Origin of the sequence: Novosphingobium sp. PhB55, from assembly GCF_004368805.1 — a bacterium.
Lineage (GTDB): Bacteria > Pseudomonadota > Alphaproteobacteria > Sphingomonadales > Sphingomonadaceae > Novosphingobium.
The window spans coordinates 289,218-314,939 of record NZ_SODQ01000007.1; the positions used below are offsets into that span (position 1 = coordinate 289,218).

At 65.7% G+C, this 25,722-nt stretch carries 24 protein-coding genes; 16 read left to right on the top strand and 8 right to left on the bottom strand.

Features of this window, described 5'->3' with window-relative positions:
- Positions 1-22 precede the first annotated feature (22 nt).
- The gene (locus EDF57_RS18840) at positions 23-361 is read left to right on the top strand and encodes a hypothetical protein (RefSeq protein ID WP_134095335.1); all 339 of its coding nucleotides are present in this window, start codon (positions 23-25) and stop codon (positions 359-361) included.
- Positions 362-388: 27 nt separating this feature from the next.
- On the opposite strand, the gene EDF57_RS18845 is transcribed toward EDF57_RS18840, so the two are convergent.
- Positions 389-1,021, bottom strand: a complete 633-nt coding sequence (locus EDF57_RS18845) for a trimeric intracellular cation channel family protein (protein ID WP_134095336.1) — start codon at positions 1,019-1,021, stop codon at positions 389-391.
- Between the two features lie 127 nt (positions 1,022-1,148).
- On the opposite strand from EDF57_RS18845, the gene EDF57_RS18850 reads away from it, so the two are divergent.
- Together EDF57_RS18850 and ligA are read left to right on the top strand one after the other, a co-directional pair.
- Positions 1,149-2,489: a cytochrome P450 gene (locus EDF57_RS18850; RefSeq protein WP_134095337.1), complete on the top strand. Its 1,341-nt coding sequence runs from the start codon at positions 1,149-1,151 to the stop codon at positions 2,487-2,489.
- A gap of 48 nt (positions 2,490-2,537) precedes the next feature.
- A complete protein-coding gene (gene ligA / locus EDF57_RS18855; protein WP_134095338.1) occupies positions 2,538-4,673 on the top strand; it encodes an NAD-dependent DNA ligase LigA in 2,136 nt (711 codons plus the stop codon).
- An 86-nt stretch (positions 4,674-4,759) separates the two neighbouring features.
- Here the strand turns inward: ligA and EDF57_RS18860 are convergent, their stop codons facing one another.
- From EDF57_RS18860 to bla, 3 genes are all read right to left on the bottom strand, one after another.
- Entirely contained in the window at positions 4,760-5,062 is a 303-nt protein-coding gene (locus tag EDF57_RS18860) for a DUF1153 domain-containing protein (protein ID WP_132263779.1), read from the bottom strand.
- A 314-nt stretch (positions 5,063-5,376) separates the two neighbouring features.
- Positions 5,377-6,279, bottom strand: coding sequence for a 50S ribosomal protein L11 methyltransferase (locus tag EDF57_RS18865; RefSeq protein WP_134095339.1), 903 nt, complete (start codon positions 6,277-6,279; stop codon positions 5,377-5,379).
- Positions 6,276-7,232 carry a subclass B3 metallo-beta-lactamase gene (gene bla / locus EDF57_RS18870; protein WP_134095340.1) on the bottom strand — a complete coding sequence of 319 codons (957 nt, stop codon included), beginning with the start codon at positions 7,230-7,232 and terminating at the stop codon, positions 6,276-6,278. The genes EDF57_RS18865 and bla overlap by 4 nt, the downstream gene beginning before the upstream one ends.
- A gap of 232 nt (positions 7,233-7,464) precedes the next feature.
- On the opposite strand from bla, the gene sdhC reads away from it, so the two are divergent.
- The 6 genes from sdhC to EDF57_RS18900 all read left to right on the top strand — a co-directional run bounded on the left by sdhC (position 7,465) and on the right by EDF57_RS18900 (position 12,963).
- Positions 7,465-7,860, top strand: coding sequence for a succinate dehydrogenase, cytochrome b556 subunit (gene sdhC, locus EDF57_RS18875; RefSeq protein WP_132263774.1), 396 nt, complete (start codon positions 7,465-7,467; stop codon positions 7,858-7,860).
- A gap of 12 nt (positions 7,861-7,872) precedes the next feature.
- Positions 7,873-8,256, top strand: a complete 384-nt coding sequence (gene sdhD, locus EDF57_RS18880; RefSeq protein WP_132263773.1) for a succinate dehydrogenase, hydrophobic membrane anchor protein — start codon at positions 7,873-7,875, stop codon at positions 8,254-8,256.
- On the top strand, positions 8,256-10,064 hold the full coding sequence (sdhA, locus tag EDF57_RS18885) for a succinate dehydrogenase flavoprotein subunit (protein WP_134095341.1): 1,809 nt from the start codon (positions 8,256-8,258) through the stop codon (positions 10,062-10,064). The genes sdhD and sdhA overlap by 1 nt, the downstream gene beginning before the upstream one ends.
- Positions 10,065-10,211: 147 nt before the next feature.
- Positions 10,212-10,805, top strand: a complete 594-nt coding sequence (locus EDF57_RS18890; protein WP_134095342.1) for a DUF308 domain-containing protein — start codon at positions 10,212-10,214, stop codon at positions 10,803-10,805.
- Positions 10,806-10,858: 53 nt separating this feature from the next.
- A complete protein-coding gene (locus EDF57_RS18895; RefSeq protein ID WP_134095343.1) occupies positions 10,859-11,257 on the top strand; it encodes a BlaI/MecI/CopY family transcriptional regulator in 399 nt (132 codons plus the stop codon).
- Positions 11,254-12,963 carry a M56 family metallopeptidase gene (locus EDF57_RS18900; RefSeq protein WP_134095344.1) on the top strand — a complete coding sequence of 570 codons (1,710 nt, stop codon included), beginning with the start codon at positions 11,254-11,256 and terminating at the stop codon, positions 12,961-12,963. Before EDF57_RS18895 ends, EDF57_RS18900 begins: the two co-directional genes overlap by 4 nt.
- 58 nt (positions 12,964-13,021) lie before the next feature.
- On the opposite strand, the gene EDF57_RS18905 is transcribed toward EDF57_RS18900, so the two are convergent.
- Both EDF57_RS18905 and EDF57_RS18910 read right to left on the bottom strand, forming a co-directional pair.
- Positions 13,022-13,660 (bottom strand): hypothetical protein, encoded by a 639-nt coding sequence (locus EDF57_RS18905; RefSeq protein WP_243841143.1) that lies wholly within the window; start codon positions 13,658-13,660, stop codon positions 13,022-13,024.
- A gap of 73 nt (positions 13,661-13,733) precedes the next feature.
- Positions 13,734-14,597 (bottom strand): neutral zinc metallopeptidase, encoded by an 864-nt coding sequence (locus tag EDF57_RS18910; RefSeq protein WP_134095345.1) that lies wholly within the window; start codon positions 14,595-14,597, stop codon positions 13,734-13,736.
- Between the two features lie 210 nt (positions 14,598-14,807).
- On the opposite strand from EDF57_RS18910, the gene EDF57_RS18915 reads away from it, so the two are divergent.
- The 4 genes from EDF57_RS18915 (at position 14,808) to EDF57_RS18930 (ending at position 19,686) form a co-directional block, all read left to right on the top strand.
- On the top strand, positions 14,808-16,367 hold the full coding sequence (locus EDF57_RS18915; protein WP_134095346.1) for a M28 family peptidase: 1,560 nt from the start codon (positions 14,808-14,810) through the stop codon (positions 16,365-16,367).
- Between the two features lie 110 nt (positions 16,368-16,477).
- Positions 16,478-17,935 carry an IMP dehydrogenase gene (guaB, locus tag EDF57_RS18920; RefSeq protein WP_132263761.1) on the top strand — a complete coding sequence of 486 codons (1,458 nt, stop codon included), beginning with the start codon at positions 16,478-16,480 and terminating at the stop codon, positions 17,933-17,935.
- A 22-nt stretch (positions 17,936-17,957) separates the two neighbouring features.
- On the top strand, positions 17,958-19,130 hold the full coding sequence (locus tag EDF57_RS18925; RefSeq protein WP_134095347.1) for an RsmB/NOP family class I SAM-dependent RNA methyltransferase: 1,173 nt from the start codon (positions 17,958-17,960) through the stop codon (positions 19,128-19,130).
- 13 nt (positions 19,131-19,143) lie between these two features.
- Positions 19,144-19,686 (top strand): tetratricopeptide repeat protein, encoded by a 543-nt coding sequence (locus EDF57_RS18930; RefSeq protein WP_132263758.1) that lies wholly within the window; start codon positions 19,144-19,146, stop codon positions 19,684-19,686.
- A gap of 57 nt (positions 19,687-19,743) precedes the next feature.
- Here EDF57_RS18930 and EDF57_RS18935 read toward each other — a convergent pair whose 3' ends face one another.
- Positions 19,744-20,226: an RNA pyrophosphohydrolase gene (locus tag EDF57_RS18935; protein WP_134095448.1), complete on the bottom strand. Its 483-nt coding sequence runs from the start codon at positions 20,224-20,226 to the stop codon at positions 19,744-19,746.
- A gap of 293 nt (positions 20,227-20,519) precedes the next feature.
- Here EDF57_RS18935 and EDF57_RS18940 point away from each other — a divergent pair, with 293 nt between their 5' ends.
- Entirely contained in the window at positions 20,520-22,502 is a 1,983-nt protein-coding gene (locus tag EDF57_RS18940) for a 2-oxoacid:acceptor oxidoreductase subunit alpha (protein ID WP_134095348.1), read from the top strand.
- A gap of 23 nt (positions 22,503-22,525) precedes the next feature.
- Entirely contained in the window at positions 22,526-23,539 is a 1,014-nt protein-coding gene (locus EDF57_RS18945; RefSeq protein ID WP_132263755.1) for a 2-oxoacid:ferredoxin oxidoreductase subunit beta, read from the top strand.
- A 10-nt stretch (positions 23,540-23,549) separates the two neighbouring features.
- Here EDF57_RS18945 and EDF57_RS18950 read toward each other — a convergent pair whose 3' ends face one another.
- A complete protein-coding gene (locus EDF57_RS18950; RefSeq protein ID WP_134095349.1) occupies positions 23,550-24,266 on the bottom strand; it encodes a phosphatase PAP2 family protein in 717 nt (238 codons plus the stop codon).
- Between the two features lie 41 nt (positions 24,267-24,307).
- Here EDF57_RS18950 and EDF57_RS18955 point away from each other — a divergent pair, with 41 nt between their 5' ends.
- Positions 24,308-25,684 carry a deoxyribodipyrimidine photo-lyase gene (locus tag EDF57_RS18955; protein WP_134095449.1) on the top strand — a complete coding sequence of 459 codons (1,377 nt, stop codon included), beginning with the start codon at positions 24,308-24,310 and terminating at the stop codon, positions 25,682-25,684.
- Positions 25,685-25,722: the final 38 nt, after the last annotated feature.

The window sequence follows — 25,722 nt, forward strand, 5'->3', positions numbered from 1 at the left end:
CGCACTTCTTGCAGGAGCCGTGATGGCGGCTCCGGTACTGGCTCAGACCGATCGCTTCGCGGCGGATCCCAGGCTGGACAACAAGCCCGATGCTTATGGCGTCAGTTCGCGGCAGGCGGGCCACAAGTGCGTGGCCGCCGCCGAGGACGCGGCGAAGACAGCGAAATTCACCGGTGTCGACGTCATCGGGCTCAAGAGCTTCGAGCGAAAGCCGGAAGGTTATGAGATCGAAGGGTGGGTCCGCGTAGGCGGAGGCGGACCGGCCTGGCGCGACAATACCCCTGCGCGCGGCTCTTTCGAATGCAAGATCGTTCGCGGAAGGATCGTGGATCTCGGCTTCGACGACGTTCCCGGGCTTTAGCGGTCCGGACGCGGCCTTGCCTGCCGCTCAGTCCGCCCCCTCGTGCGCAGGGAGGCCGAGCGACCAATGTATTGCGGCGCCGCGCAAGGCAAAGCCGGCGCTTGCGGCGATAGCCCAGGTGAGCACGGGCGCAAAGCCCAGGGCCAGTCCGGTCGCCGCGACGGCTGCTGCAAGTGCACCTGCCGTCACGTAAAGCTCCGGCCGCATCAGGATCGACGGCTGTCCCGCCACGACGTCGCGCACGATCCCGCCGACGCAGCCGGTGACGACGCCCATCACCATGGCCGGCACCGGCGGTACGCCCCAGGCCATGGCCTTGATCGTGCCGAATCCGGAATAGACCGCCAGGCCCATCGCGTCTGCCCACTCCAGCAAGAGACCCTGCCACCACCGCACGGGCGTGAACCAGGCAAGGATCGCCACGGCGAGGCACACCGGGACCACGAAAGGATCGCGCACCCAGAAGACCGGCGCGCCGATCAGAAGGTCGCGCAAGGTGCCGCCGCCGACGCCGGTCATCAGCGCGAAAAACGCGACCGTGACGAAAGTCTGCCGCATCTGCGCCGCGGAAAGCGCTCCGGTCAGCGCGAAAACCGCGATGCCCAGAATGTCGAAAGCAGCAGGCAAGGCAGGGGCATCGGGCGGAATGATCGTCGGCATCGCCGGTTCATAGCCGTGCCTCTGGAAAAACGGGAGCGAAAGCTGTCGCCGGTCGGGTCTCGCCTTCGATTGACCGCTTTCGAATTTGTGATACACAAAGGATCATAAGAATCGGGAGATCAAGTCCGTGTCCAGTCCAGCACTTCATCCGGCGCCCTCGGCCTACGAGACGGCCGACTGGTACACCGACGTCTCGCTGGTCGACGATCCGCACGCCTATTTCGACTTTCTCCGCGCGAAGGGGTCGGTCGTGCGCCTGCCCTATCGCAATGCCTTCGCCGTGACGGGCTACGAGGAGACCATTCAGGTCATGCTCGATACCGAGCACTTTTCCTCGATCAACGCGGTGACGGGCCCGGTGGCCTCGCTCCCGTTCGAGCCGACTGGAGACGACATCTCCGCCGAGCTGGAGTCCCATCGCGGGCAGATCGCTTTCGGTGACCAGATCGTCACTGAGGGCGGGGCGCGCCATGCCGACTTGCGTTCGATCATTGCCCGGCTCTTCACGCCCAGCCGCCTGAAGGAACTTCAGCCCAAGCTGCTGGCGACGGCGGAAGGGCTGATCGACGAGTTCGCCGCGGACGGCCATGTGGACCTCGTTCGCCAATATGGCGGTCCTTACGGCGCTCTGGTGATTTCCGACTTGCTGGGGCTGTCGGAGCGGACCCGGAACAAGTTCCGCGTCCTGCTGGAGGGCGCGATTCCAGTGCCCATGGACGCCAGCGAAGAGGAGATGCTGAAGAACCCGCTCGTGGGCGTGGGGAAGGACCTGTTCAAGCTGATCGCCCAGCGGCGCATGTCGGCCCACCCGCTGATGCGCCCCTTGCGCGGTTTGCTAGCCCACGAGGACATTCTCAATGAACTGGCCCAGGCGAGTTATCCCGATGGCAGGAAGCCTTCGTTGGTCGATCTTACCAGCCTGGCCGCGTTTCTGTTCGGGGCCGGGCAGGATACGACGAATCGCCTGCTCGCCAATGCCTTCCGCATCATCGCCACCAGGCCGGACATCCAGCAACTGCTGCGGGACGATCCCGGCCGCATCCCCGCTTTTGTCGAGGAAGTGCTGCGCTTCGATGGCTCGGTGAAGAGTGGCGGACGGCTATGCCAGAAGACGACCACGCTCGGCGGTGTCGAGATCAAGGCCGGGACGGCGATCCTCCTCTCGCACATGGCCGCCAACCGAGATCCCACGCGCTTCGCCCAGCCCGATCGGTTCGACATGGATCGTCCCAGGATCAAGGAGCACCTGGCTTTTGGGCGCGGCGCCCATACCTGTATCGGGGCTCCGCTCGCCCGCCGGGAGGTCGTGACCAGTATTGAGCGGTTGCTGGCCCGCATGGGCAACATTCGCCTGGCTCCCGCCCATCAGCGGCCCGACGGCGGTTTGAGCTTCAGCTACGAGCCGACCTATATCCTGCGTGCGCTCGCCAGCCTCCATCTGGAGTTCGATCCGATCGAGGGGGATTAAGCGGGGAGGGGAATTCCAACCCGCGCCGGTCTGTCCTATCACACGGGCATGACCCAGTCCGAGACCAGTGAAGCCGAAGCCGCCAACGAATTGATGCGCCTGGCGCGCCAGATCAGCCGTGCCAACCGGCTCTATCATGCCGAGGACGCGCCCGAAATCTCGGACGCGGAGTACGACGCGCTGGTCCGCCGCAATGCCGAACTCGAAGCGGCGTTCCCGCATCTCGCGCGTCCGGACAGTCCGAGCAACAAGGTCGGTCACGAAGTGGCTGCCTCGCCGCTCTCGAAAGTAACGCACGAGGTTCGCATGATGAGCCTCGACAATGCCTTTACCGACGAGGAAGTGGCCGACTTCGTCAGCCGCGTGCGGCGGTTCCTGTCGCTGCCCGCCGAGGAGCCGGTGCTGCTGACGGCGGAAGACAAGATCGACGGCCTGTCCTGCTCGCTGCGCTACGAGCATGGCAAGCTCGTGCGCGCAGCGACGCGCGGCGATGGACAAGTGGGCGAGGATGTGACCCCCAATGTCGCGCATATCGCGGATATCGTGCAGGAACTGCGGGGCGACGACGTGCCGGAGGTCTTTGAAGTTCGCGGCGAAGTCTACATGGAGAAGGCGGCTTTCCGGACGCTCAACGAGACGCTGATGTCCGAGGCCCGCGCTTTGGCGGAAACCAAGGGCGAAGCCTTCGACGAGAGCAAGGTCCGCCAGTTCGCCAATCCGCGCAATGCCGCTGCCGGCTCGCTCCGACAGAAGGATGCCGGTGTCACTGCCAAGCGGCCCTTGCGATTCTGGGCCCATGGCTGGGGGGCGGCGAGTCAGGTTCCCGGCGCCAGCCAGCACGAGGTTATCCGCAAGATCGAATCCTGGGGCCTGCCGGTCTCGCCGCAATTCCGCCTCTGCCATTCGGTGGAGGAGATGTTGACGGCCTATCGCGCCATTCGTGACGGCCGCGCGGCCTTGCCGTTCGAGATTGACGGCGTGGTCTACAAGGTCGACCGGCTCGACTGGCAGCAGCGCCTCGGCTTCGTGGCCAAGGCGCCGCGCTGGGGACTGGCGCACAAGTTCCCGGCCGAGCGAGCCGAGACACTGCTGGAATCGATCGATATCCAGGTCGGTCGCACCGGCAAGCTCACCCCGGTCGGCCGCCTAAAGCCGGTGTTGGTCGGCGGGGTCACCGTAACCAACGTGACCTTGCACAACCGCGACGAGATTGCCCGGCTTGGCGTTCGCCCCGGCGACCGTATCGTGCTGCAGCGTGCCGGCGACGTCATTCCCCAGGTGGTCGACAACGCGACCCGCGATGAGGAACGCCCTGCGTTCCGGTTCCCCGATCACTGCCCGCAGTGCGGCAGCGAAGCGGTGGCCGAAGAAGGCGAAGTCGACGTGCGCTGCACGGGCGGGCTCATCTGCCCGGCCCAGCGGACGGAGCGCCTCAAGCATTTCGTCAGCCGCGGGGCGCTCGACATCGAGGGTCTGGGCGAAAAGACGATCGATGAGTTCTTCTCCAAGGGTTGGCTGGAAAGCCCGGCCGATATCTTCCGCCTGCGCAAGCGCCGCGAGGATATTCTCGCGCTCGACGGGTGGAAGGACAAGTCTGTGGACAACCTGTTGGCGGCCGTGGAAAGCAAGCGGCGCCCCGATGCAGCGCGGCTCCTTTTCGGCCTGGGCGTACGCCATATCGGCGCCGTGACGGCGCGCGACCTGATGAAGCGGTTCGAGACCCTGCCGGACCTTCGGATCGTTGCCGAGGCGATCCAGGTGCGGGACGGGGAGGAGGCGGCGGCCGCCGGGAGCGATGCCTATTCGGAACTGGTCTCGATCGACGGTATCGGCCCTGCCGTGGTCGAAGCGCTGGGAGACTTCTTCCACGAGGAGCATAACCGCGCGGTCTGGGAGGACTTGCTCTCGGAAGTTTCTCCGCCGCCTTATGTGGTCGAGACGGTGAACAGCGAAGTGGCCGGCAAGACGGTGGTGTTCACCGGCAAGCTGGAAACCATGAGCCGTGATGAAGCCAAGTCCCAGGCCGAAAGGCTCGGGGCCAAGGCCGCTGGCTCGATTTCCGCCAAGACCGACCTGCTGGTGGCGGGGCCGGGGGCCGGGTCGAAGCTGAAGAAGGCCGCGGACCTGGGGATCCAGGTGATCGACGAAGCCGAATGGGCGCGGATCGTGCAGGCGGCCGGCTAGCTAATGAATCGCCGCGGACCGGGGCGCAAACCGGGCAGAATCGAAAAGGGAACCGGTGGACAGAAGCCGCCGGTTCCCCTTTCTGATCAGATGCGGCGAGCCTGCTGTTCGTGCAGGTGCCGATAGTGTTGTACCCGGGTGGCGCGCAGCCCCGCCATGCCCTCGCGTTCGACCGCTCGCTGCCAGGACGCCAGTTCCTCAAGCGTGAGGTCGTAGCGGTCGCAGGCTTCCGCGATCGTGAGCAGTCCGCCGTTCACCGCCGCAACGACTTCCGCCTTGCGGCGAACGACCCATCGTGACGTACTGCGCGGCGGCAAGCTGCCCCTGTCGAGAGCTTCCCCCAGGGGTCCCACGACGGCCTTGGGCCGATCGAGTTCAGATTGAAGCATGTTGGCCTCTTGAGCTGTTGTTACCAGCCCCCCTTGGTCTTAATTCTTGGTGCAAACCCTTAATTCGACGTAACCAGGCATGGTTAACGCGAAATTACGCGCATGTACGTAATTTTATGAAATTACACAATAAACCGAAAAACCAATTCTTACTGCACTATCCATAGCCGGTTTACCCATATTAACTTTCAGGGGTAGCTTTTGGCTCTTTCGGATGAGTGGGGTTCGCGCGGCGGATCCAGGAATGCTCTGAAGGGGACGCAGTTCCCTGCGCGGCAGAGGGCATTTTGCCGCGCATTCGGGTCAGCTGCGCGTCACCTGCGGCGCGCGCGCATCCAGAGAATCGACCAGTCGCCGTTCACCAAGCGCCCGGCCAGCCGAAGTCCCGCGCGGCGGCAGGCCCGCCGCACCGCGTCTTCCTGGGTCTCGAGCAGCCCTGCCAGGACCAGGCTGCCGCCCGGCGCCAGCGACTGCGCAAAGTCCGGGGCCAGTGAAACCAGAGGTCCCGCCAGGATGTTGGCCATGATCAGGTCGTAAGGGCCGCGCGCGGCGATCAGTGGATGATCCATGCCGTCGGCGATGGTCATGACCAGTTCGCCTCCGCGGGGGCCCATCTTCACACCATTGGCCGCAGCATTGTCTTCCACCACGCCCACGCAGACCTGGTCGATGTCGCTGGCCGTGGCGCGGGCGCGGGGCCAGAGCGCCACGGCCGCGAAGGCCAGCAGACCGGTGCCGGTGCCGATGTCGGCGTGATTCCGGAAGATAAGGCCCTGCGCCTTCATGTGCGTGAGCATGGCCAGGCATCCGGCCGTGGTCGCATGCTGGCCCGTGCCGAAAGCCTGGCTGGCGGGGATCGTGAAATCGATTACGCCGGGCTCGTCGAGGGCAGGGTGATCGGGCGTATGGACATGAAAACGGCCGGCGCGGATCGGCTCCAGCCCTTGCTGGCTGGTTACCAGCCAGTCGGTGTCCGGCAGTTCCTCGACGATGAATTCCGGCACTTCGCCCTGGAACAACGCCGCGATCGCCGCGCGGTCCGCCTCGCCGGGTTCATGGCCGAGCCAGGCTTCGAGTTGCCAGTCGTCCGGCCTGTCTTCCGCGATTTCGCTTCCCGAAAGCACGATGTCCGGATCCCAGTCGAATGCGTCCTCATGCGCGACAAGAGCGCCTTCAACGACGGTGCGCGGGGCGTAGGCAGTGATTTTCCAACTCACGAACGGGTCTCCTTCGCTTCGTCCGCGGCCTCTTGCGAGAGGCGCTGATCGAAGCGGGCAGTGGCGCCGGCCGCATAGCGCTGGCAGGCGGTGGGATCGACAAGCGGGGATGTGCCGGCAAAGCGCGCAAGCAGGTCGCTCGCGCCGGGATGCGGGGTGACCAGCAAGTCGCAGGGAAGGTCGGCTACCCGCGCGAGGCCCTGACGGACCCCGGCGATGCGCTCGGGATGGTCGCTGAAGCGATAGCCTTTGAAGGAAATCGCACTGACGCTGTCGGCATAGGCGATCGTCAGGCACTGGCGGTTGTCATCGCAGGTGCGCCAGGTCCAGCTGGTCGAGCCGGCGGAATGGGCCGGCGTGGCGTGGGCGACCAGAGTGATGTCGCCGAGCGTCACGCGCTCCCCGTCGGCCAGGCGGCGGTCGACGTGGACGCGAGGAAATGCATCGAGCTGACCGAATTGCGGATCGGCGGCAGGGGGTTTGCCGGTTTCCAGAACCTCGGCGGCCGCGGGCAGGGCCGCGACGCGCGCCCCGGTAGCGCGCTGGAGAGCCGCCAAAGCGCCGGCATGATCGAAGTGCTCGTGGCTGGAGAGGATCCAGCGCACGTCCTTCGCCTTGAAGCCGGCCGCGGCGATATTGGCGAGCACCAGGGGGGCGGCTTCCGGAATTCCGCCGTCGATCAGGACATGGCCTTCACGGCCCGTGACGAGAATGGCCGAAATTCCGCATGTACCCACATACCAGCTGTTGCCGAACAGATGCGCAGGCGGCGCGGGATCGCCCCAGCCTTCCTTCCCCTTGCAGGCCGCGGCGAGCCGGGCGCCGCCGGCGGCTTGCGGCGCGCCTGGCGCTTCCCGGCGATCCGAGGTCGCCGGGGCGTCCGCGCTGCCAGGGGAGGAGGTGCATGCCATCAGCGAAAGCGCGGCGGCGAGGATGATTGGCAGGCGGGTCATGGTCTTGCGCTTTAATCCCGAGATGCGCGCAAGGCCAGTGGCAGGCGCGGCCCGCGGTTCGACCACACGACGAGCCGAGCGCGCGGCGAGCGAGAGGGGTAGCAGGCTGTTGTGTGCGATGCATCCGCGATGTGCTTCGCAGAACTTGCGCCAAGCGGTGATTTGTCTAAGGGGACTTTCGACAGGGGCAGCCTCGGGCTGCTGCACAAGGCAAAAGGGATTCGAAAGAGCCATGGCCAAAGACGGCACCAGGAACCGTCCGCTTTCGCCCCATCTCCAGATCTGGCGTTGGGGCCCTCACATGTTCGTCTCGATTCTGCACCGCGTGACCGGTGACGGAATGGCGTTCGCCGGACTCGGCGTTCTGCTGTGGTGGCTCGGCGCTCTCGCGGGCGGCCCGGCCTCCTATGAGACTTTCAGCAAGGTCATGACGACGCCGATCGGCTATATCGTCCTCGTCGGCATCTCCTGGGCGTTCTTCACCCACATGATGAGCGGCCTGCGCCACTTCGTGCTCGACGTGGGCGGCGGCTTCGAACTCAAGACGAACAAGACCTGGTCGATCGTCTGCCCGATCCTGGGCGTGCTCGCCACCGTCGCCTTCTGGGCGATCCTGCTGCTTCGCTGAGGAACGGGAAACATGGGTAACGGAACTTCCATCGGCCGCGTTCGCGGCCTCGGCTCGGCGAAGACCGGCGTTCATCACTGGCTGATGCAACGCTTCACCGCCATCGGCAACCTGCTTTCGGTGCTGTTTCTGGCCGTCTCGATCCTTCTCCTTCCTGACCTGACCTATGCGTCGGTCGCGGAATGGATGGCGCGCCCGGTACCGGCCGTGATGATGATCCTGCTCGTCGTCACGACGTTCTGGCACGCGCGCATCGGTCTCCAGGTTCTTGTCGAGGACTATGTCCACGATCACGCCAACAAGTTCGCCTGCATTGCCGCGCTGAACCTTGCTGCCTGCGGCGGCATCGCCTTCGGCGCGTTCTGCGTCATCCGCCTCGCGCTGGGAGCCCATTGATGTCCGCCCCTGCCTACAAGATCATCGACCACATCTATGACACCGTCGTCGTCGGCGCCGGTGGCTCGGGTCTGCGCGCCACGATGGGCTCGGCCGAAGCCGGCCTGAAGACCGCGTGCATCACCAAGGTGTTCCCCACCCGCTCGCACACCGTTGCGGCGCAGGGCGGCATCGCCGCCTCGCTGCAGAACAACACGCCGGACCACTGGACCTGGCACATGTACGATACCGTCAAGGGATCGGACTGGCTGGGCGACCAGGACGCCATCGAATACATGGTGCGCGAAGCTCCGGCTGCGGTCTACGAACTCGAGCACGCCGGCGTGCCCTTCAGCCGCAATGCCGACGGTACGATCTACCAGCGCCCGTTCGGCGGCCACATGCAGAACATGGGCGAAGGCCCGCCGGTGCAGCGCACTTGCGCCGCGGCGGACCGTACCGGCCACGCCATGCTGCACGCGCTCTACCAGCAGTCGCTGAAGTACGACGCGGACTTCTTCATCGAATACTTCGCCATCGACCTGATCATGGACGGCGGCAAGTGCGTTGGCGTGATCGCGCTCTGCATGGATGACGGCTCGATCCACCGCTTCCGCTCGCAGGCCGTCGTGCTTGCCACCGGCGGCTACGGGCGCAGCTACTTCACCGCCACTTCGGCCCATACCTGTACCGGCGACGGCGGCGGCATGGTGCTGCGCGCCGGCCTGCCGCTGCAGGACATGGAATTCGTGCAGTTCCACCCCACCGGCATCTATGGCGCGGGCGTGCTGATCACCGAAGGTGCGCGCGGCGAGGGCGGCTACCTCACCAACTCCGAAGGCGAGCGCTTCATGGAGCGTTATGCACCTTCCGCGAAGGACCTCGCCTCGCGCGACGTCGTGTCGCGTTCGATGGCGCTGGAAATCCGCGAAGGCCGCGGTGTCGGCCCGCACAAGGACCACATCTACCTGCACCTCGATCACATCGATCCCAAGGTGCTGGCGGAGCGTCTGCCGGGCATCACCGAAAGCGGCAAGATCTTCGCAGGCGTGGACCTTACCCGCCAGCCGCTGCCGGTCGTCCCGACCGTGCACTACAACATGGGCGGCATTCCCTGTAACTATCACGGCGAAGTCGTCACCATCGGTCCGGACGGCAATCCGGACACCGTGGTGCCCGGTCTCTTCGCGGTGGGCGAGGCTGCCTGCGTCTCGGTCCACGGCGCCAACCGCCTGGGCTCGAACTCGCTGATCGACCTCGTGGTCTTCGGCCGCGCCACCGGCCATCGCCTCAAGGAAATCGTCAAGGCGGGCGCCGCCCAGCAGGAACTGCCGAAGGATTCGGCCGATCTCGCGCTCACCCGCCTCGACCACTTCCGCAATGCCAACGGCGGTTCGTCGACGGCGGAAGTGCGCACCGAGATGCAGCGCACGATGTCCGGCCATGCCGCCGTGTTCCGCACTGACGAACTCATGGTCGAAGGCAAGAACCAGCTCGCCAAGACCTATGACCGCATGCAGGACATCAAGGTCACCGACCGCGGCCTGATCTGGAACTCGGACCTGGTGGAAACGCTGGAGCTGGACAACTTGATCTCGCAGGCTTCGGTCACGCTGCATGGCGCGCAGGCGCGCAAGGAAAGCCGCGGCGCTCACGCGCACGAGGACTTCCCGAACCGCGACGACGCGAACTGGATGAAGCACACCGTGGGCTGGTTCAACGGTTGGGGCGGCAAGGGCGGTGAAGTCCGTCTCGATTACCGTCCCGTCCATGAATATACGCTCACTGACGACATCGAGTACATCAAGCCCAAGGCTCGCGTGTACTGATCCGCTTCGTCGGAATGACTTGCAAAGGGCGGCGTACCGGAAGGTGCGCCGCCCTTTTTGCGTTCACAATTACACCTTGGTGCCGAAACCGAACCGGGTTTCGTGCATTGTCCAGCGGGAATACCTGACAACGCTGGAGGCAGGGGCATGACTCGCACCGAAATGGATCCGCTACTCGAACCGCACGTCGAGAACGATCCCTTGGTCAATACTCTGGCCCAGGCCAGCGGGAAAGCATGGGGCTGGGTGTTAGCCTACGGCCTGCTTCTGCTGCTGATCGCGCTGATCGTCATTGCCAATCCGCTCGTTGCGGGCGTGGCGACCGGACTGCTCATCGGCGTAGTCCTGGTGATCTACGGGATTGCGGCGATTGCCTCCGGTTGGACCTCCCTGTCGCAGCGCGCCCGCTGGGTGGAAGTCCTGCTCGGCCTTCTGGCGCTGATCGCGGGCATCTTCGCCATTCTCAACCCCGTCGCCGGCGCCCTTTCGCTGGTCTGGGCGATCGGCGCCTGGTTGGTGATTTCAGGCGGATTCCAGATCGCCTTCGCGCTGAAGGCGCGGATGGATCGCGGTTGGCGGCTGTTCCTTGGCGTGCTCGACGTGGTGCTCGGCCTGATCCTGCTGTTCTCCAACCCGGCGACCGGGCTGGCGTTTCTGGCGGTGATCATCATGATCAGCCTGGTGGTTCGCGGCGTCTTCCTGATCATGCTGGCGATGTCGCTCCGCAAGCTGTCCCGCTGACGCGTTCACCTGGCGTTCATGTTTACAGACGTAGTCGATTACGTGTGTAAACGATGGAGGCCGCGGTGTCCGAGTCCCCTGAGCAGCCCGAGCGTATCTCGGATGCCGAACATGCGGTGATGGAGGTGCTGTGGCAGCGCAGTCCCCTTACCGCCGCCGAAGTATGCGAACAGGTCTGCACCCCGCGCGGCTGGAGCCTGGCCACCGTCAAGACGCTGCTGTCCCGCCTCGTGGCGAAGCAGGCTCTAGCCACCGAGCCTGACGGCAAGCGCTTTCTTTACTCCCCCCGCGTCGCCCGCGAATCCTACGTCGGCAGCGAAAGCCGCCGCCTTGTCGACCGCCTGTTCGGCGGCCGCGCCGCACCGCTTTTCGCGCATCTTGCCGAATCCGACGCGCTGACCGAAGATGACATTGCCGAGATCGAAGCCCTGTTGAAGGAGCTGAAGTCATGATCGAATGGCTTACCGATACGCTTGTGATGACCGGCGCGCTGATGGCACTGGTCCTGCTGGTTCGCCGCCCGGTTTCGCGTTGGTTCGGCCCCGCGGCCGCTTATGCACTCTGGGCATTGCCGGTGCTGCGACTGGTCTTGCCGCCGCTAGCCCTCCCGCGCAGCATATTCGCGCGGCCGGAGGTTTCCATCGAGACCGTGACGGCGGCAGCCCAACCGATGATGCCGGCACCGGTGATCGATCCGGCTGCCACGATGCTGGACATACCCGTTTCCGATGCGACAACCGGCTCCGTCGATCCCGGCCTGCTCACGCAAATCCCTTGGGTTTCGCTGCTACTGACGATCTGGCTGACAGGCGCAGCGATCTTCCTGGTGCAGCGGTTTCGCAACTATCGGCTGATGCGCGCAGAACTGCTGATCGATGCGCGCCAGGTGGCCCACGCCGGGGATATTCGCATCGTCGAGACCCCGGCCGCCGCCGCGCCGCTGGCGTTCGGAGTGCGGGACCGGATCGTGGCCCTCCCGGAGGGTTTCCTGGCGACGGTCGATTCGGAAAGCTCCGATTTCGCCATTGCCCATGAACTTGAGCATCACGCCGGCAACGACCTTCTGGCGCTCATGGTGCTGCAACCGCTCTTCGCGCTGCACTGGTTCAATCCGCTGGGCTGGGCCGCCTGGCGCGCGCTGCGCGCCGACCAGGAAGCGGCCTGCGATGCGCGTGTCATGGCCGGGTGCGACCGTGAAGTTCGCGCGCGCTATGGCCGCGTGATTGCATCGTTCACCGCAGGTACGCGCCTGACACTGGCCGCGCCGATCGCCGGGGCTCTGGCAGGTGAGAAGCCGATCATCCAGCGTCTTAAGGCGCTAAGCACCATGGACGTCTCGCCGACCCGGCGCGTGATGGCGCGAAGCCTGTTCGCTTTTGCGGTGGTCGCGGTGCCTTGCACGGCAACCGTCACTTATGCGGCCATGGATGACCAGGACGTGCCGGTAGTACCGGAAGCGCCCACGGAAGCGCTCTACGTTCCGGGAGACGCGCCTGCGCCCGCGGTCCCCGCCGCGCCGGCTGTGCCGTCATCCCACGAGGCCGAGGCTTGGCCGGTCCCCCCCGAGCCGCCGCAGCCGCCCGCTCCGCAGACCATGAGCGTTCCGGAGGCCCCTCCGGTCCCCTGGTCCGCTGCAACGGCGCCCCAGCAGTTCGGCGGCCTGGACGTGCCGCCTGCGCCGCCCGCCCCGCCTCCGACGCCCGTTCCTCCAGCCCCGCCCGCCCCGCCTTCGCACGAGAGCATGGACGCGGTTCGCCGGGCCGCGACGCGCGACTACCGGGCGGCGATGGCCGAACGCATGCGCAACGTCCCGGTGGTGGAGCAGACCACCAGCGCCGACGGCAGGATCCAGACCATTCGCATCCTGCACAAGACAGAGGGCGGTCGCCGCCAGGTGCAGAAGACGATCACGATCGACAGCACCTGCCCTGCCGATCGTAAGCCGGCATCGGGGGGAAATCCGGAAGGGACGAGCAAGCACCTCTGCACCGGCGCGCCGCGCCAGGCGATGAATGCCGCGATCCAGGCCATGTCCTCGGCGCGTGCCTCGGTGGCGTCGAACCGCGCGCTCGACGCCATGGTGCGCGATCAGATCGTTGCAGAACTCGACAAGGAGATGGCCGCGACCCGGGTCGGGATGATCGGCGAGGCGGATTGAACACGCCCGGCGGCGGAGGCTTCACGGGCCATCCGCCGCCGCTGCGCCGTTTCCGGGTTCACGGAACCTTCTGGACCACCGGCTGCGCCGTGTAGGCGACACCGTCCTTTGCGGTCGTCTTGTCGTCAGCCGCCGCTTCTTTCTTGTCGCCATTCCTGGCGTCTTCCTGATGCTGCTTGAGTTCCTTGGCCTGGATGACCGCGGCCGTGGCAGGTGAGGCTGGATATTTGCAGCCGCGCTCGGCGCCTACGCCCTTGAGGAAACCGCGACGGGCAACGCCGGCCTGGACGGCGGCCAGCACCGCGCGCTCCTGCGCGTTGGCGCCGGAGATTTCGCGGATCAGACCGCGGAAGGGGATGAAGGAGCTGACGACCCATTTCGCCATGCGGCCGGTGCTGACACGGTCGCGTGCGTCCTGCGGCAGGTCGATGTCGTCGCCAAGGATGCCGTCCAGTTCGGTCACCGCCGCGCCGATCTGCTTGCAGCTGCGCATGGCGCTGAGATCGTAAGGCTTCTTGATGGCGGTGATGAGGACCGGGGGAATGTCGGTCTTTTCCAGATTCAGGTCGGTCACCGGCGTCTTGGCGATATCCACCGCGCTGGGTTCGTTGCTGGTGATCGGCTTGTCCTGACGCGCCTCGGCGGCGCCGGCCGCCAGCGTTCCGGCCATGGCGGCCATGATCAGAATGGGGCGCATAGTTTCCTCCTGTTACCCCGGGCGGCGCGGTCGCACCCACGGGGAAGGAGGGAAACGCCAGCCTCGGTTCGTCTTACTTCTGGTTGAACGTGTCGCAGGCGTCCTCGTTCCCTGTCTCCAGACCGCGCCGCAGCCACTGCATACGCTGGGCGCTGGAGCCGTGAGTGAAGCTCTCGGGGCTTACGCGCTGCCCGGCGTTCTTCATCAAGGTATCGTCGCCAATGGCGCTGGCAGCGGTGAGGCCTTCCTCCATGTCGCCGGGCTCGATGCGGTCCTTGTTTCGGCCTGCCCAGACGCCCGCATAGCAATCGGCCTGAAGCTCCATGCCTACCTGCAAGGCGTTGGCCTGCTGCGGGTTCTGGCGCTGGGCGCGGCGGACCTGGGCATCGAGGCCGAGGAGGTGCTGAATATGGTGGCCGTACTCATGGGCGACCACGTAGTACCGAGCGAAATCGCCCTTGGCGCCCAGCTTGCGGTCGAGTTCGTCATAGAAGCTGGTGTCTATGTAGATGCCCTGGTCTGCGGGGCAGTAGAACGGGCCCATCGCACTTTGCGCCGCGCCGCAGCCCGATTGGTCGGAGCCGTTGTAGAAGTGCAGGTTTGGCTGGTCGAAGGCGATGTTGGCCTTCTGGAACAAGGGCTGCCAGGTGCTGTTCAGCGAGGACAGGGCGTTGCAGGATTCCAGGGAATAGGCGTTTTCCCGGCAGATGGAGGACGTATCCTTCGGCTGGCTGGGCTCGATCTGGCTGGGCGCCTGCTGCTGCTGGACGCTGTCCAAAGTGCCGAGCATCTGTCCGGGATCGACCCCGAAGACCAGTGCGCCGATCAGCACGATGACCAGCGAGCCGCAGCCCATCTTGCCGCCGCGTCCTCCTGGAAAGCTGCGACCACCCTGGCTGACCCGGATATTGTCAGGGTCGAACTCGTCGAGCCGCATCGTATGTGATCCTTTCCGAACAGGCCTGCCGCCTTGCACGCAGATCCGGAGCAGGGCGCTCCAGACTAGCCACAGGCCTAAGGCCTGTTCAATCGAATTTCGGGCAAGTTGTTCCGGCGTTGCCTTGCGGCCACAAAAGTGTCTTCCTGTTCGGACACTTGCGAGAAAATGTAACAGCCGGCCGAATTCCATCGTATAGGCAGCGACGCGATGAACAGGGGACACGACAGGGGATATCGGGCGGCACTGGCCCGTGCGGCCGGCGCGGTGGCGCTCGGCGCCCTGCTGTTGAGCAGCAATCCTCTGCTTTCCGCGATCTCCCGCGCCGACCAGGAACTGGCCTCGCGCCTACGCGCCCATATCGAGGTTCTGGCCAGCGACGATTTCGACGGCCGCGAGCCCGGCACGGACGGCGAGGCCAAAACCTTGCGCTATCTCGGCAAGCAGTGGTTCGACATTGGCCTGGTTTCGGGCACCAACGACCCGGGTCACGAATGGTTCGCCCCGGTCACCCTTGTCGCGCGGGAGCCTTCCTCTTCGATGGCGCGCTTCCTGCGCAAGGGCGCGCGCAGCACCGTTTCGCCCGAGGGTGTGCTGGTGCTGACTTCGGGCAAGCGGAGCCTCGTGCGCAATGTGCCGATGCTGTTCCTGGGCGAGGGGCGGGGCCGGGACTATACGCGCAACGAACTGGCGGGCCGCGTCGCCGTCGTGCTCGATGGCGACACGCCCGACGGAGAGCGGCAGAACGACCTGTTGGCGCTCGGCGCCTCGGCGGTGCTGACCGTGCTCGACGGGGACCGCAGCCTCGAGCAGGTCGCGGCGCGGCGCAAGCGGACGGGTTATGCCCTGTCCGACGATGCGCTGGGCGGCGATCTGGAAGCCTTCATCACGCGCGAGGCCATGGCGGCGTTGCTCAAGGGTACCTCCCGTTCGCTCGCCAGTCTCGAAGCGGCTGCCGCGAAGGAGGACTTCGTGCCGCTGACGCTGGACCTCACCGCCTCGCTGGAAGCGACCACCCGCGAAACCACGATCCACACCCACAACCTGATCGGCAAGCTGCCCGGCAGAAGACCGGATTCGGGTGCCGTGCTGTTCCTGGCGCATTGGGATCACTTCGGCGAATGCGGCGAGGCACCCGCCGAGGACGTGATCTGCAACGGCGCGATCGACAATGCCAGCGGCGTGGCCGCGCTTACCGAAGTGGCACGCCGCCTGTCGCGCGGGCCGCAGCTCGATCGCGACGTCTATTTCCTGGCGACCACGGCCGAGGAACTCGGTCTGCTCGGCGCCCATGCCTTTGCGGAAAATCCGCCGCTGCCGCCCGAGCGCATCGTCGCCGCCTTCAATATAGACTCGATCGCCATTGCCCCGCGCGGCACGCCCTTCGCCATCGTCGGGCGGGGCATGACGGCACTGGACGGGGAGATTGCCAAGGTCGCCAAGGCAGAGCGCTTGAAGCTGCGCGCGGGCGACGATGCCAACGAATACCTCAAGCGGCAGGACGGCTGGGCCCTGATCCAGCACGACATTCCAGCGGTCATGGTGACGACGGCCTATGGCGACATCGCCCGCATGCGCGCCTTTTTCGATGGCGACTACCACCGCCCCAGCGACGACCTGGCGCATATGGATCATCCGCTCGAACTGGGCGGGGCAGTGGATGACGTGAAGATGCTGACGGCGCTCGGCAGGTGGTTCGGCGATTTGCGCCGCGTGGCGGTCAATCCGGTAGGGCCTCCCGTCGCGGGCGGGGAGAAGAAGCGCAAGTGAGCCGTTTCGTCCCGGCCCGAAGCCCCGTTTGAAAAGGCTCTAGCCCTGACGCCCCCCTTTGATTACATGGGCCGCCACGATTCTCCCCGGTAAAGGTTATGGTGGCGCTCATGGATATCCAGCTCGGACTTACTTTCGACGACGTACTGCTTCGTCCCGCGAAGTCCGACATCGTCCCGACGCAGGCCGATACCCGCAGCCGCCTCACGCGCGACATCGCGCTCAACATCCCCGTCATCTCGTCTGCGATGGACACCGTGACCGAGGCCGACATGGCCATCGTCATGGCGCAGCTGGGCGGCATCGGGGTGCTGCACCGCAATCTTACGATCGAGGAACAGTGCGCGGCGGTCCGTGCCGTGAAACGTTTCGAGAGCGGCATGGTCGTCAACCCGATCACGATTTCGCCCGATGCCACGCTTGGGGAAGCGCAGGCCATCATGCTCGCAAACCGGATCAGCGGCATCCCGGTGGTGGAGAATTCGGGCAAGCTGGTCGGTATCCTGACCAACCGCGACGTGCGCTTCGCCGCCAACCCGGCACAGCCGGTGCGTGAGCTGATGACGCATGAGAATCTCGCCACGGTGAAGCTGGGCGTCGATCAGGACGAGGCGCGCCGCCTGCTGCACGCCCGCCGGATCGAGAAGCTGCTGGTGGTCGACAACGACTTCCGCTGCGTCGGCCTCATCACCGTGAAGGACATCGAAAAGGCCGTCACCTACCCGGACGCCACCAAGGACGCCGCCGGCCGCCTGCGCGTCGCCGCCGCCACCACGGTGGGCGACAAGGGCTTCGCCCGCACCGAGGCGCTGCTGGCCGCCGAGTGCGACGTCGTGGTGATCGACACCGCCCACGGCCATAACAAGGACGTGGCGCTCGCGGTCGAGCGCGTGAAGAAGCTGTCGAACTCGGCCCAGGTCATCGCCGGTAACATCGCCACCGCCGAAGCGGCGCGTGCGCTGATCGACGCGGGCGCGGACTGCGTGAAGGTGGGCATCGGGCCGGGCTCGATCTGCACCACGCGCATCGTCGCCGGTGTCGGCGTGCCGCAGCTCACCGCGATCATGGATGCCGCCGAAGAGGCCGACAAGTCGGGCGTTCCCGTGATTGCCGACGGCGGCCTGCGCACTTCGGGCGACGCGGCCAAGGCGCTCGCCGCCGGGGCATCGACGATCATGGTCGGCTCAATGCTGGCCGGCACCGAGGAAGCGCCGGGCGAGACGTTCCTCTACCAGGGCCGCGCCTATAAGTCGTACCGCGGCATGGGTTCGGTGGGCGCGATGGGCCGGGGTTCGGCCGACCGCTATTTCCAGGGCGACATCAAGGACCAGATGAAGCTGGTTCCCGAAGGCATCGAAGGCCAGGTTGCCTACAAGGGTCCCGCCAAGGACGTCATTCACCAGCTCGTCGGCGGCGTGAAGGCGGCCATGGGCTACACCGGCTCGGCCACGATCGAGGATCTGCGCAAGGGCGCGCAGTTCGTGCGCATCACCAATGCCGGCCTGCGCGAGAGCCACGTCCACGACGTGACGATCACGCGTGAGGCGCCGAACTACCCGTCGCGCTGATCGCGCAGGGCGGCACAAGGGCATGACACCGGGCGCGCGCGTTCAGGCGGCGATCGAGATCCTCGATCTCGTGATCGACGCCGCGCGTGCCGGCGGAGCGCCAGCCGACCGACTGATCGCAGACTGGTTTCGCGCGCGCCGCTTTGCCGGCAGCAAGGATCGCCGTGCCGTGCGCGAACTGGCCTACCGGGCGATACGCGTATGCGGTGAGATTCCGGAGTCCGGGCGCGCGGCCATGCTTCGCGTCGCGGCCGAAGATCCGGAACTGGCCGCGCTGTTCGATGGCGAGGGACATGCGCCCGCCGCTATCGCTGCAGACGAGCCGGTGGCCGAAGCCGGGCTCGCCCCGCGCTGGCTGGTCGATCGCTTTGCCGGCAGCGGCGTCTCCGAACGCGACGCGGCAGCCTTACTGGGCCGCGCTTCGCTGGACATCCGCGTGAATACGCTCCGCCAGGGTGACCTGGATATTCCCGAGGGCGGGGAACGCTCCGAAGCGGCCCACGGCTGGCGCTATCCTCCCGAAACCCGCATCGAGCAGACCGAGGCCTATCTTCAGGGCGCCATCGAAGTTCAGGACACCGGCTCGCAGCTGACCTGCGAAGTCGTGGCCGCAAGGCCCGGCGAAACGGTGATCGATCTTTGCGCCGGGGCAGGGGGCAAGACCCTGGCTCTGGCAGCGGCCATGGAAAACCGCGGCGTTCTGATCGCCTGCGATGCCGACCGGACCCGCCTCTCGCGCCTGCCCCCGCGAGCTGAGCGCGCCGGGGCGACCGGGATCGAAACCGTTCTCCTCGATCCCAACAAGGAAATGCAGGCTCTCCAGCGCTTCGCGGAATCGGCGGATGCGGTCATGGTCGACGCGCCCTGCTCGGGCACCGGCACCTGGCGCCGGAATCCCGAGGCGCGCTGGCGATTCACCGAAGCGCAATTGGCCCGCTACACGGCAGTGCAGGCCCGTCTGCTCGACGTGGCCGCGCAACTGGTGCGGCCGGGAGGAAGGCTGGTCTTCGTCACTTGTTCGCTGCTGGACGAGGAAGGCGCGAACCAGGCCGATGGCTTCCTGAAGCGCAATCCCGGATGGCAGGCGGCAGCGCCCGTCCTGCCAGTCGGCACCCGGCGCGGCGCCGGGCTGAGGCTCTCGCCGTGGCACGACGGGACCGATGGCTTTTTCGTCGCGCGCTTCGAACGGCTGTGATAGCGTCGGCGTCATGATGAGGACGAAGCCCTCGGCCAAGGACATTTTGATGCGTTACACGCCTGCCGCGATTGCTCTATCCCTTGTTGTTGCCATCTCTTCCAGCGCCATCCTGTCCGAGCCCGCCGCGGCGCTCGATCCCCGCGCTGCGACCCTGATGGCCGAAGGGCGCGCTGCTGTCGACGCGGGCAACGTCAATGGCGCCATCGATGCCTATGAAGCCGCTCTCACCGTGGAACCCGGCAGCGTTCCCGTCCTGCTGGCCCTGGCCGATGCCACGCGCAAGCAGGGGCTTCAGGGCAAGGCGCTGCATTACTACCGCGTCGCGCTGACCAGCGATCCGCGCAATGTCGCGGCTCTGGCGGGCGAAGGCATGGCGTTGGCGGAAAAGGGCGCGACCGACAAGGCGAGCCGCAACCTGGCGCGGCTCCAGACGCTTTGCGGCAAGGATTGCGCGGAGACCGAAAAGCTCGCCGCTGCCATCGCCAAAGTTCCCGCGACTCGGGTCATGACTGCCGAAGCGACGGCGCCCAAGCCGGTCGTTTCCGAAAACTGATTTCTCGGCAGGAGCAGGTTCGATCGGGCCGGTCAGCCCGATCGATCGACGCGCGAATCAGATCAGCGCGCGGAATTCTTCCAGAACGGCGCGATAGACGCGCTTCTTGAACGGCACGATCAGGTCGGGCAGCAGTTCCGGCTCGATCCATTTCCAGTCGGCGAATTCTGCCGGCGTATGGGCTTCAAGATCGATGTCGGCGTCCTTGCCGTCGAATCGGGCGAGGAACCAGGTCTGGCGCTGGCCGCGGTATTTGCCCTTCCACAGCTTGCCGATGAGTTCGTCCGGCAAGTCGTAGAACAGCTCTTCGCGGGTCTGGGACAGCATGGTGACGTGCTGTTCGGTCGCGCCGGTTTCCTCCCAAAGCTCGCGCAGGGCGGCGGCCTTGAGGTCTTCGCCATTGTCGACGCCGCCCTGGGGCATCTGCCACCAGTCGCCTTCCTTGGTGTCGATCCGCTTGCCGACGAAGACCTTGCCGTCGGAATTGACGAGCATGACGCCGACGCAGGGGCGGTAGGGCAGGGACGCGAAGTCTTTCATCGGTGAACGGTATTCCATGATCGTTGGGAGAAGCGAGGTTCGGAAATCGGCGGCGGGATTACCGGAGCGCATGGCCGTAGAATGGCCCAAGCGCTCACGCAATGCCAGCGCGATCTATGGTTCCCAGTCCGCTAACCGATGATCGGCTCCCGATCCGGGATCTGATCCGCCGCCGCGCGCGGTCTGCCGCGCCGGGCATTTTTCCGGTTTGCACCGATAGTAAGCCAGCATAGTCTGGTGAACGGGAAACAAATGCTGCCGGCGTCAGACCGGCCTTCCCGGGAGAGACGATGATGGCGACGATCTCATCGGTTGGCGATTCGGCGCGGCAACGCGCGCCGCTGGAAGGGGGCGATCCTGAGGCCGAGGCTTCGCCGGTGGAAGCCGTGGTCGTGCGGTTCGCCGGCGACTCGGGCGATGGCATGCAGTTGACGGGAGGTCAGTTCACCCTCTCCACCGCCCTGGCCGGAAACGACCTGGCGACTTTCCCGGACTTCCCGGCCGAAATCCGCGCCCCGCAAGGCACGTTGTTCGGAGTTTCGGCCTTTCAGATCAATTTCGGCTCCAGTGAGATCACCACGGCGGGCGATGCGCCGGATGTGCTCGTCGCCATGAACCCCGCCGCGCTCAAGACCAATATCCATGCGCTCAAGCCCGGCGGCATGGTCGTCGTAGACACTGGGGAATTCGGCAAGCGCAACCTCGAGAAGGCGAAATACGCGGCCAATCCACTGGAGGATGGCAGCCTCGCGCGATGGGACGTGCTGGCCTTCGACATTTCCGCGCTGACGCTGGAGGCGGTGAAGCCCTTCGGCCTCGGCAACAAGGAAGCGCTGCGCTGCAAGAACATGTGGACGCTCGGCCTGGCGCTCTGGATGTTCGACCGCGACCGGCAGCCGCTGATCGACTGGCTGAACGCCAAGTTCGCGAAAAACCCGGTCCTGGCGCAGGCCAACGTAGCCGCGCTCAATGCCGGGCATGCTTACGGAGAGACGGCTGAACTGGCCGGGCCGCTGAAGCGCCAGCACATCGACCCGGTGCCGAGCGCGCCGGGGCTCTACCGGACGATTACCGGCGCGGAGGCGATCTCCCTCGGCCTTGTCGCGGGATGCCAGCTTGCCGGGTTGCCGATGTTCTTCGGCGGCTATCCGATCACACCGGCCTCCGCGATCCTGCACCATCTGGTCAAGATGAAGGAGTTCGGGGTCACCACCTTCCAGGCCGAAGACGAGATCGCCGCGATCTGCTCCGCCATCGGCGCGAGTTACGCCGGGCAATTGGGGGTGACGTCCTCGTCCGGGCCCGGAATCGCATTGAAAGGAGAGGCCATGGGGCTGGCGGTGATGACCGAACTGCCGTTGGTCATCGTCAACTCGCAGCGCGGCGGGCCTTCGACGGGCTTGCCGACCAAGACCGAGCAGTCCGATCTCTACCAGGCGGTCTACGGGCGCAACGGCGATGCGCCGCTGCCAGTGATCGCGGCCTGCTCCCCGGCCGACGCCTTCGAATGCGCCATCGAGGCCTGCCGCATTGCCACCGGCTACATGACGCCGGTCATCCTGCTGACGGACGGCTATATCGGCAATGCCTCCGAACCCTGGAAAGTCCCCGATCCGGCTGGCTTTGCGCCTTTCCCCGTGGCGTTTCTGGAAGAGCCCAACGGCGAGTCGCGGGTGCTGCCCTACAAGCGCGACGAGCGCGGCGTGCGGCCGTGGATCAGGCCGGGCACGCCCGGTCTCATGCACCGCATCGGCGGCATCGAGAAGGCCGTCGATACCGGCAATATCGATTACGCTCCCGATGTCCATCAGGCCCAGACCGATGCGCGAAAGGCCCGGATCGACGGCATTGCGGCGGGCATTCCCCCTCAGGAAATCTGCCTGGGCGAAACGGAGGGCACGCTGCTCGTCATCGGCTGGGGCTCCACGTTCGGGCCGATCCATCAGGCCGTGCGCCGTGCGCGGAAGAAAGGGTACGCCGTCAGCCATGCCCAGGTTCGCCATATCTGGCCGCTGCCCGGGAATCTCGGCGAACTGCTAGCGGGCTTCGACCATGTGCTCGTGCCGGAAATGAACACGGGTCAGTTCAAGACCTTGCTGCGGGACCGGTTTCTGGTCGACGCCGTGCCGCTGAACAAGACCAGCGGCCAGCCTTTTGCCATCGCCGAACTGGAGTCGGCCATTGCGCGGTTCTTCGACGGCATCGCCGGCAACGAGGGCGGCGAAGTGGAGGTCAACGAGACCCAGCTTCCCGCTCCCGAGATTGAGCAGCCCTGAGACTTTCGAACGGAGATGCCCTCATGAACGACATGACCCCGATCGAGACCACGCTCAAGGACTGGGAGACTGACCAGGAAGTGCGCTGGTGCCCCGGCTGCGGCGACTATGCCATCCTAAAAGCCGTGCAACGGACCTTGCCGATGCTGGGAGCAGACCCGAAGAACACGGTCTTCGTCTCGGGCATCGGCTGTTCCAGTCGCTTTCCCTACTACGTCGAGAGCTATGGCTTCCATTCGATCCACGGCCGCGCACCTGCGGTGGCGACCGGCATAAAGCTGGCCAATCCTCAGCTCGACGTCTGGCTGGTCACCGGCGACGGCGACGGCATGTCGATAGGGGGCAATCACACCATGCATGTGCTGCGCCGTAATCTCGATTGCCAGATCATGCTGTTCAACAACGAGATCTACGGCCTGACGAAAGGGCAATATTCCCCAACCAGTCGTCCCGGCACACCTTCGCCGACCTCGCCGGCCGGATCGGTGGATCGGCCCGCCAGCCCCTGCGCCTTCGCGCTGGGTTCGGGTGCGCGTTTCGTGGCGCGCAGCTACGATGTCTCCAAGGATCTCTCCGAGGTGCTCATGGCCGCCTATCGCCACAAGGGTGCGGCCTTCATGGAGATTTTCCAGAACTGCATCGTCTACAACAAGGACCGTTTCGACGACTTCACCGACAAGGCCGTAGCCGCGGATATGCAGGTACAGTGCCGGGATGGAGAGCCCTTGCTCTATGCAAAGGAGACCCGCGGCCTTGCGCTCGATCCCGAGACGCTGTCGCTGCAAGCTGTCGACGTGGTTGACGGCGATTGGCAGGGCGCCGGAGTCTTGCGGCATAATGTGCGCAACCGCACGCTGGCCCACATGCTGGTGGAAATGCCCTTCGGTCCGTTCCCGATGGCGCTGGGCGTGATTCTCGACGATCCCGCGCCCACGTTCGAAAGCGCTGTCGTGGCCGAAAGGCAGGGGCTGATCGCGGGCAAGACGGCGGATCTCGGCAAATTGCTGGCCCGCGGGCAGACCTGGACCGTGCCTTGAAGCCAGGGACTCAGCTCTTGGCGTCAGCGAGATCGTCGGCGGCATGGATCACGGTGACGGCCGGTCGATAGAGGAGCGCGCTGGCCAGGAAGGCCCAGCCTGCGCCGCCCAGCCACCCGGCCATGACGTCGCTTGGCCAGTGGACGCCCAGCCATACCCGGCTCCAGGCGATCGCAAGGCTCAGGATCATGGCGCAGGCGATGAGCGTGTGGCGCAGCGAGGCTCGCGGACTCAGTGCGGCAAAAGCCAGGGCAAACGCGATATACGAAGAAGCGGCATTGAAGCTGTGCCCGCTGGGAAAGCTAGCCCCGCCGGCCGAGGTCAGGTGCGGCACGATCTCGGGGCGAGGCCGGCCGAACAGCGCCTTGAACCCCAGATTGACCAGGCTGGCGCTGATGACGGTCAATGCCAAGAGAACGCCTTCGCGCCGGCAGCGGAGCCAGAACAGCGCCACGACCGCCATGATCGTGTAGAGCTTCAGTTGCAGGAATCCGCCCATTGCGGTGAGATCCCGCACCCATTCCAGCAGCCAGGTCGGGCCGAGCGGCCGTAAATCCTGCGCGCGCCAGAACATCACACCGATCCTGTCGAAATGCGTCGTACGTCCGGCCGGCACCGCCCATGCGAAGAAGGCGAAAGCCGTCCAGCAGGTCGCGGCGGCGATGAGGGATTTGCGCGGATCGATGCGATGCCGCAGCAGGTTCGGTCTTTCGGAGGAGGCAGTCATTGGCTTAGGGAACGCCCATGGCAGACAAGCGTTCCGGCAGCATGAATCCCCCCATCATCGTGTGGCTGCGGCGCGACTTGCGCCTGTCCGACCAGCCTGCCATCGCCGAAGCGGCCAGCCAAGGCCCCGTCGTCCCGGTCTACGTCCTGGATGACGAGACGCCCAGGCATCGCAGCATGGGCGGTGCATCGCGTTGGTGGCTGCATCATTCGCTGAAAAGCCTGGACGCCGCGCTGCGGGACAAGGGCTCGCGTCTGATCCTGCGCAAGGGGCGGTGCGAGAACGTGCTGAAGGAAGTGGCCGACGAAGTGGGGGCCACGTCGGTCCACGCGCTGCACCACTACGAGCCCTGGTGGCGCAATGCCGAAAAGGCCGTGGGACAAGTGCTCGATCTGCACCTTCATCATGGCAATTACCTGGCGCCGGCCGGGTCGGTGATCAATGGTTCGGGACGGCCCTATAAGATCTACACGCCGTTCTGGCGGGCGCTGCACGAACGCCTGCCGCCGGTCGAACCGCATCCCCGGCCCGCAAGGATCGAGGCACCGGCGCACTGGCCCAAGTCCGATCGGCTCGCCGACTGGAAGCTGCTTCCGGCAAAGCCCGATTGGGCGGGCGGCATGCGCGAGATGTGGGAACCGGGCGAGGATGGGGCGAAGAAGCGGCTCCATGCTTTCGTAGAGGAAGCCTCCGCCTATGAAGCGCAGCGGAACCTGCCATCGGTCGACGGCACTTCCTTCCTTTCGCCGCATCTTCACTTCGGCGAAATCTCCCCGGCGCAAGTCTGGCATGCCGTGGCCGATGCCGGCGGCTCGGTGGAGACCTTCCTCGGCGAACTGGGCTGGCGCGATTATGCGCAGAACGTGATCCTGCAGTTCCCCGAATATGGCAGCCGTTCCGCGAAGGAGGATTTTTCGCACTTGCACTGGCGGACCGGGAAGCAGGCCGAATCGGATCTTGTTGCCTGGCAGCGGGGCAGGACCGGCTATCCGATCGTCGATGCCGGCATGCGCCAGCTCTGGCACACCGGTTGGATGCACAATCGGGTGCGGATGATCGTCGCCAGTTTCCTGATCAAGCATCTCCTGCTCGATTGGCGCGAAGGCGAGAAATGGTTCTGGGATACCCTGGTCGATGCGGACTACGGTTCCAACGCGGTGAACTGGCAGTGGGCCGCCGGTTCGGGCGTGGATGCGCAGATGTTCGTGCGGATCATGGCCCCGCTCAGCCAATCGGAGAAGTTCGACGCGGGCGCCTATATTCGCGAGTGGGTGCCCGAGCTTGCGGACCTGGACGACGCGGATATCCATGATCCCGCGTCGGACAATCGCCCTCGCGGCTATCCTGCCAAGCTCGTCGAGCACCGGGCGGGACGCGAGCGGGCCCTGGCCGCCTGGGCGAAGGCGAAAGACCGATGAGAGCGGGTTTCTAAGCAATTGCCCGCGGCCAATTTCCG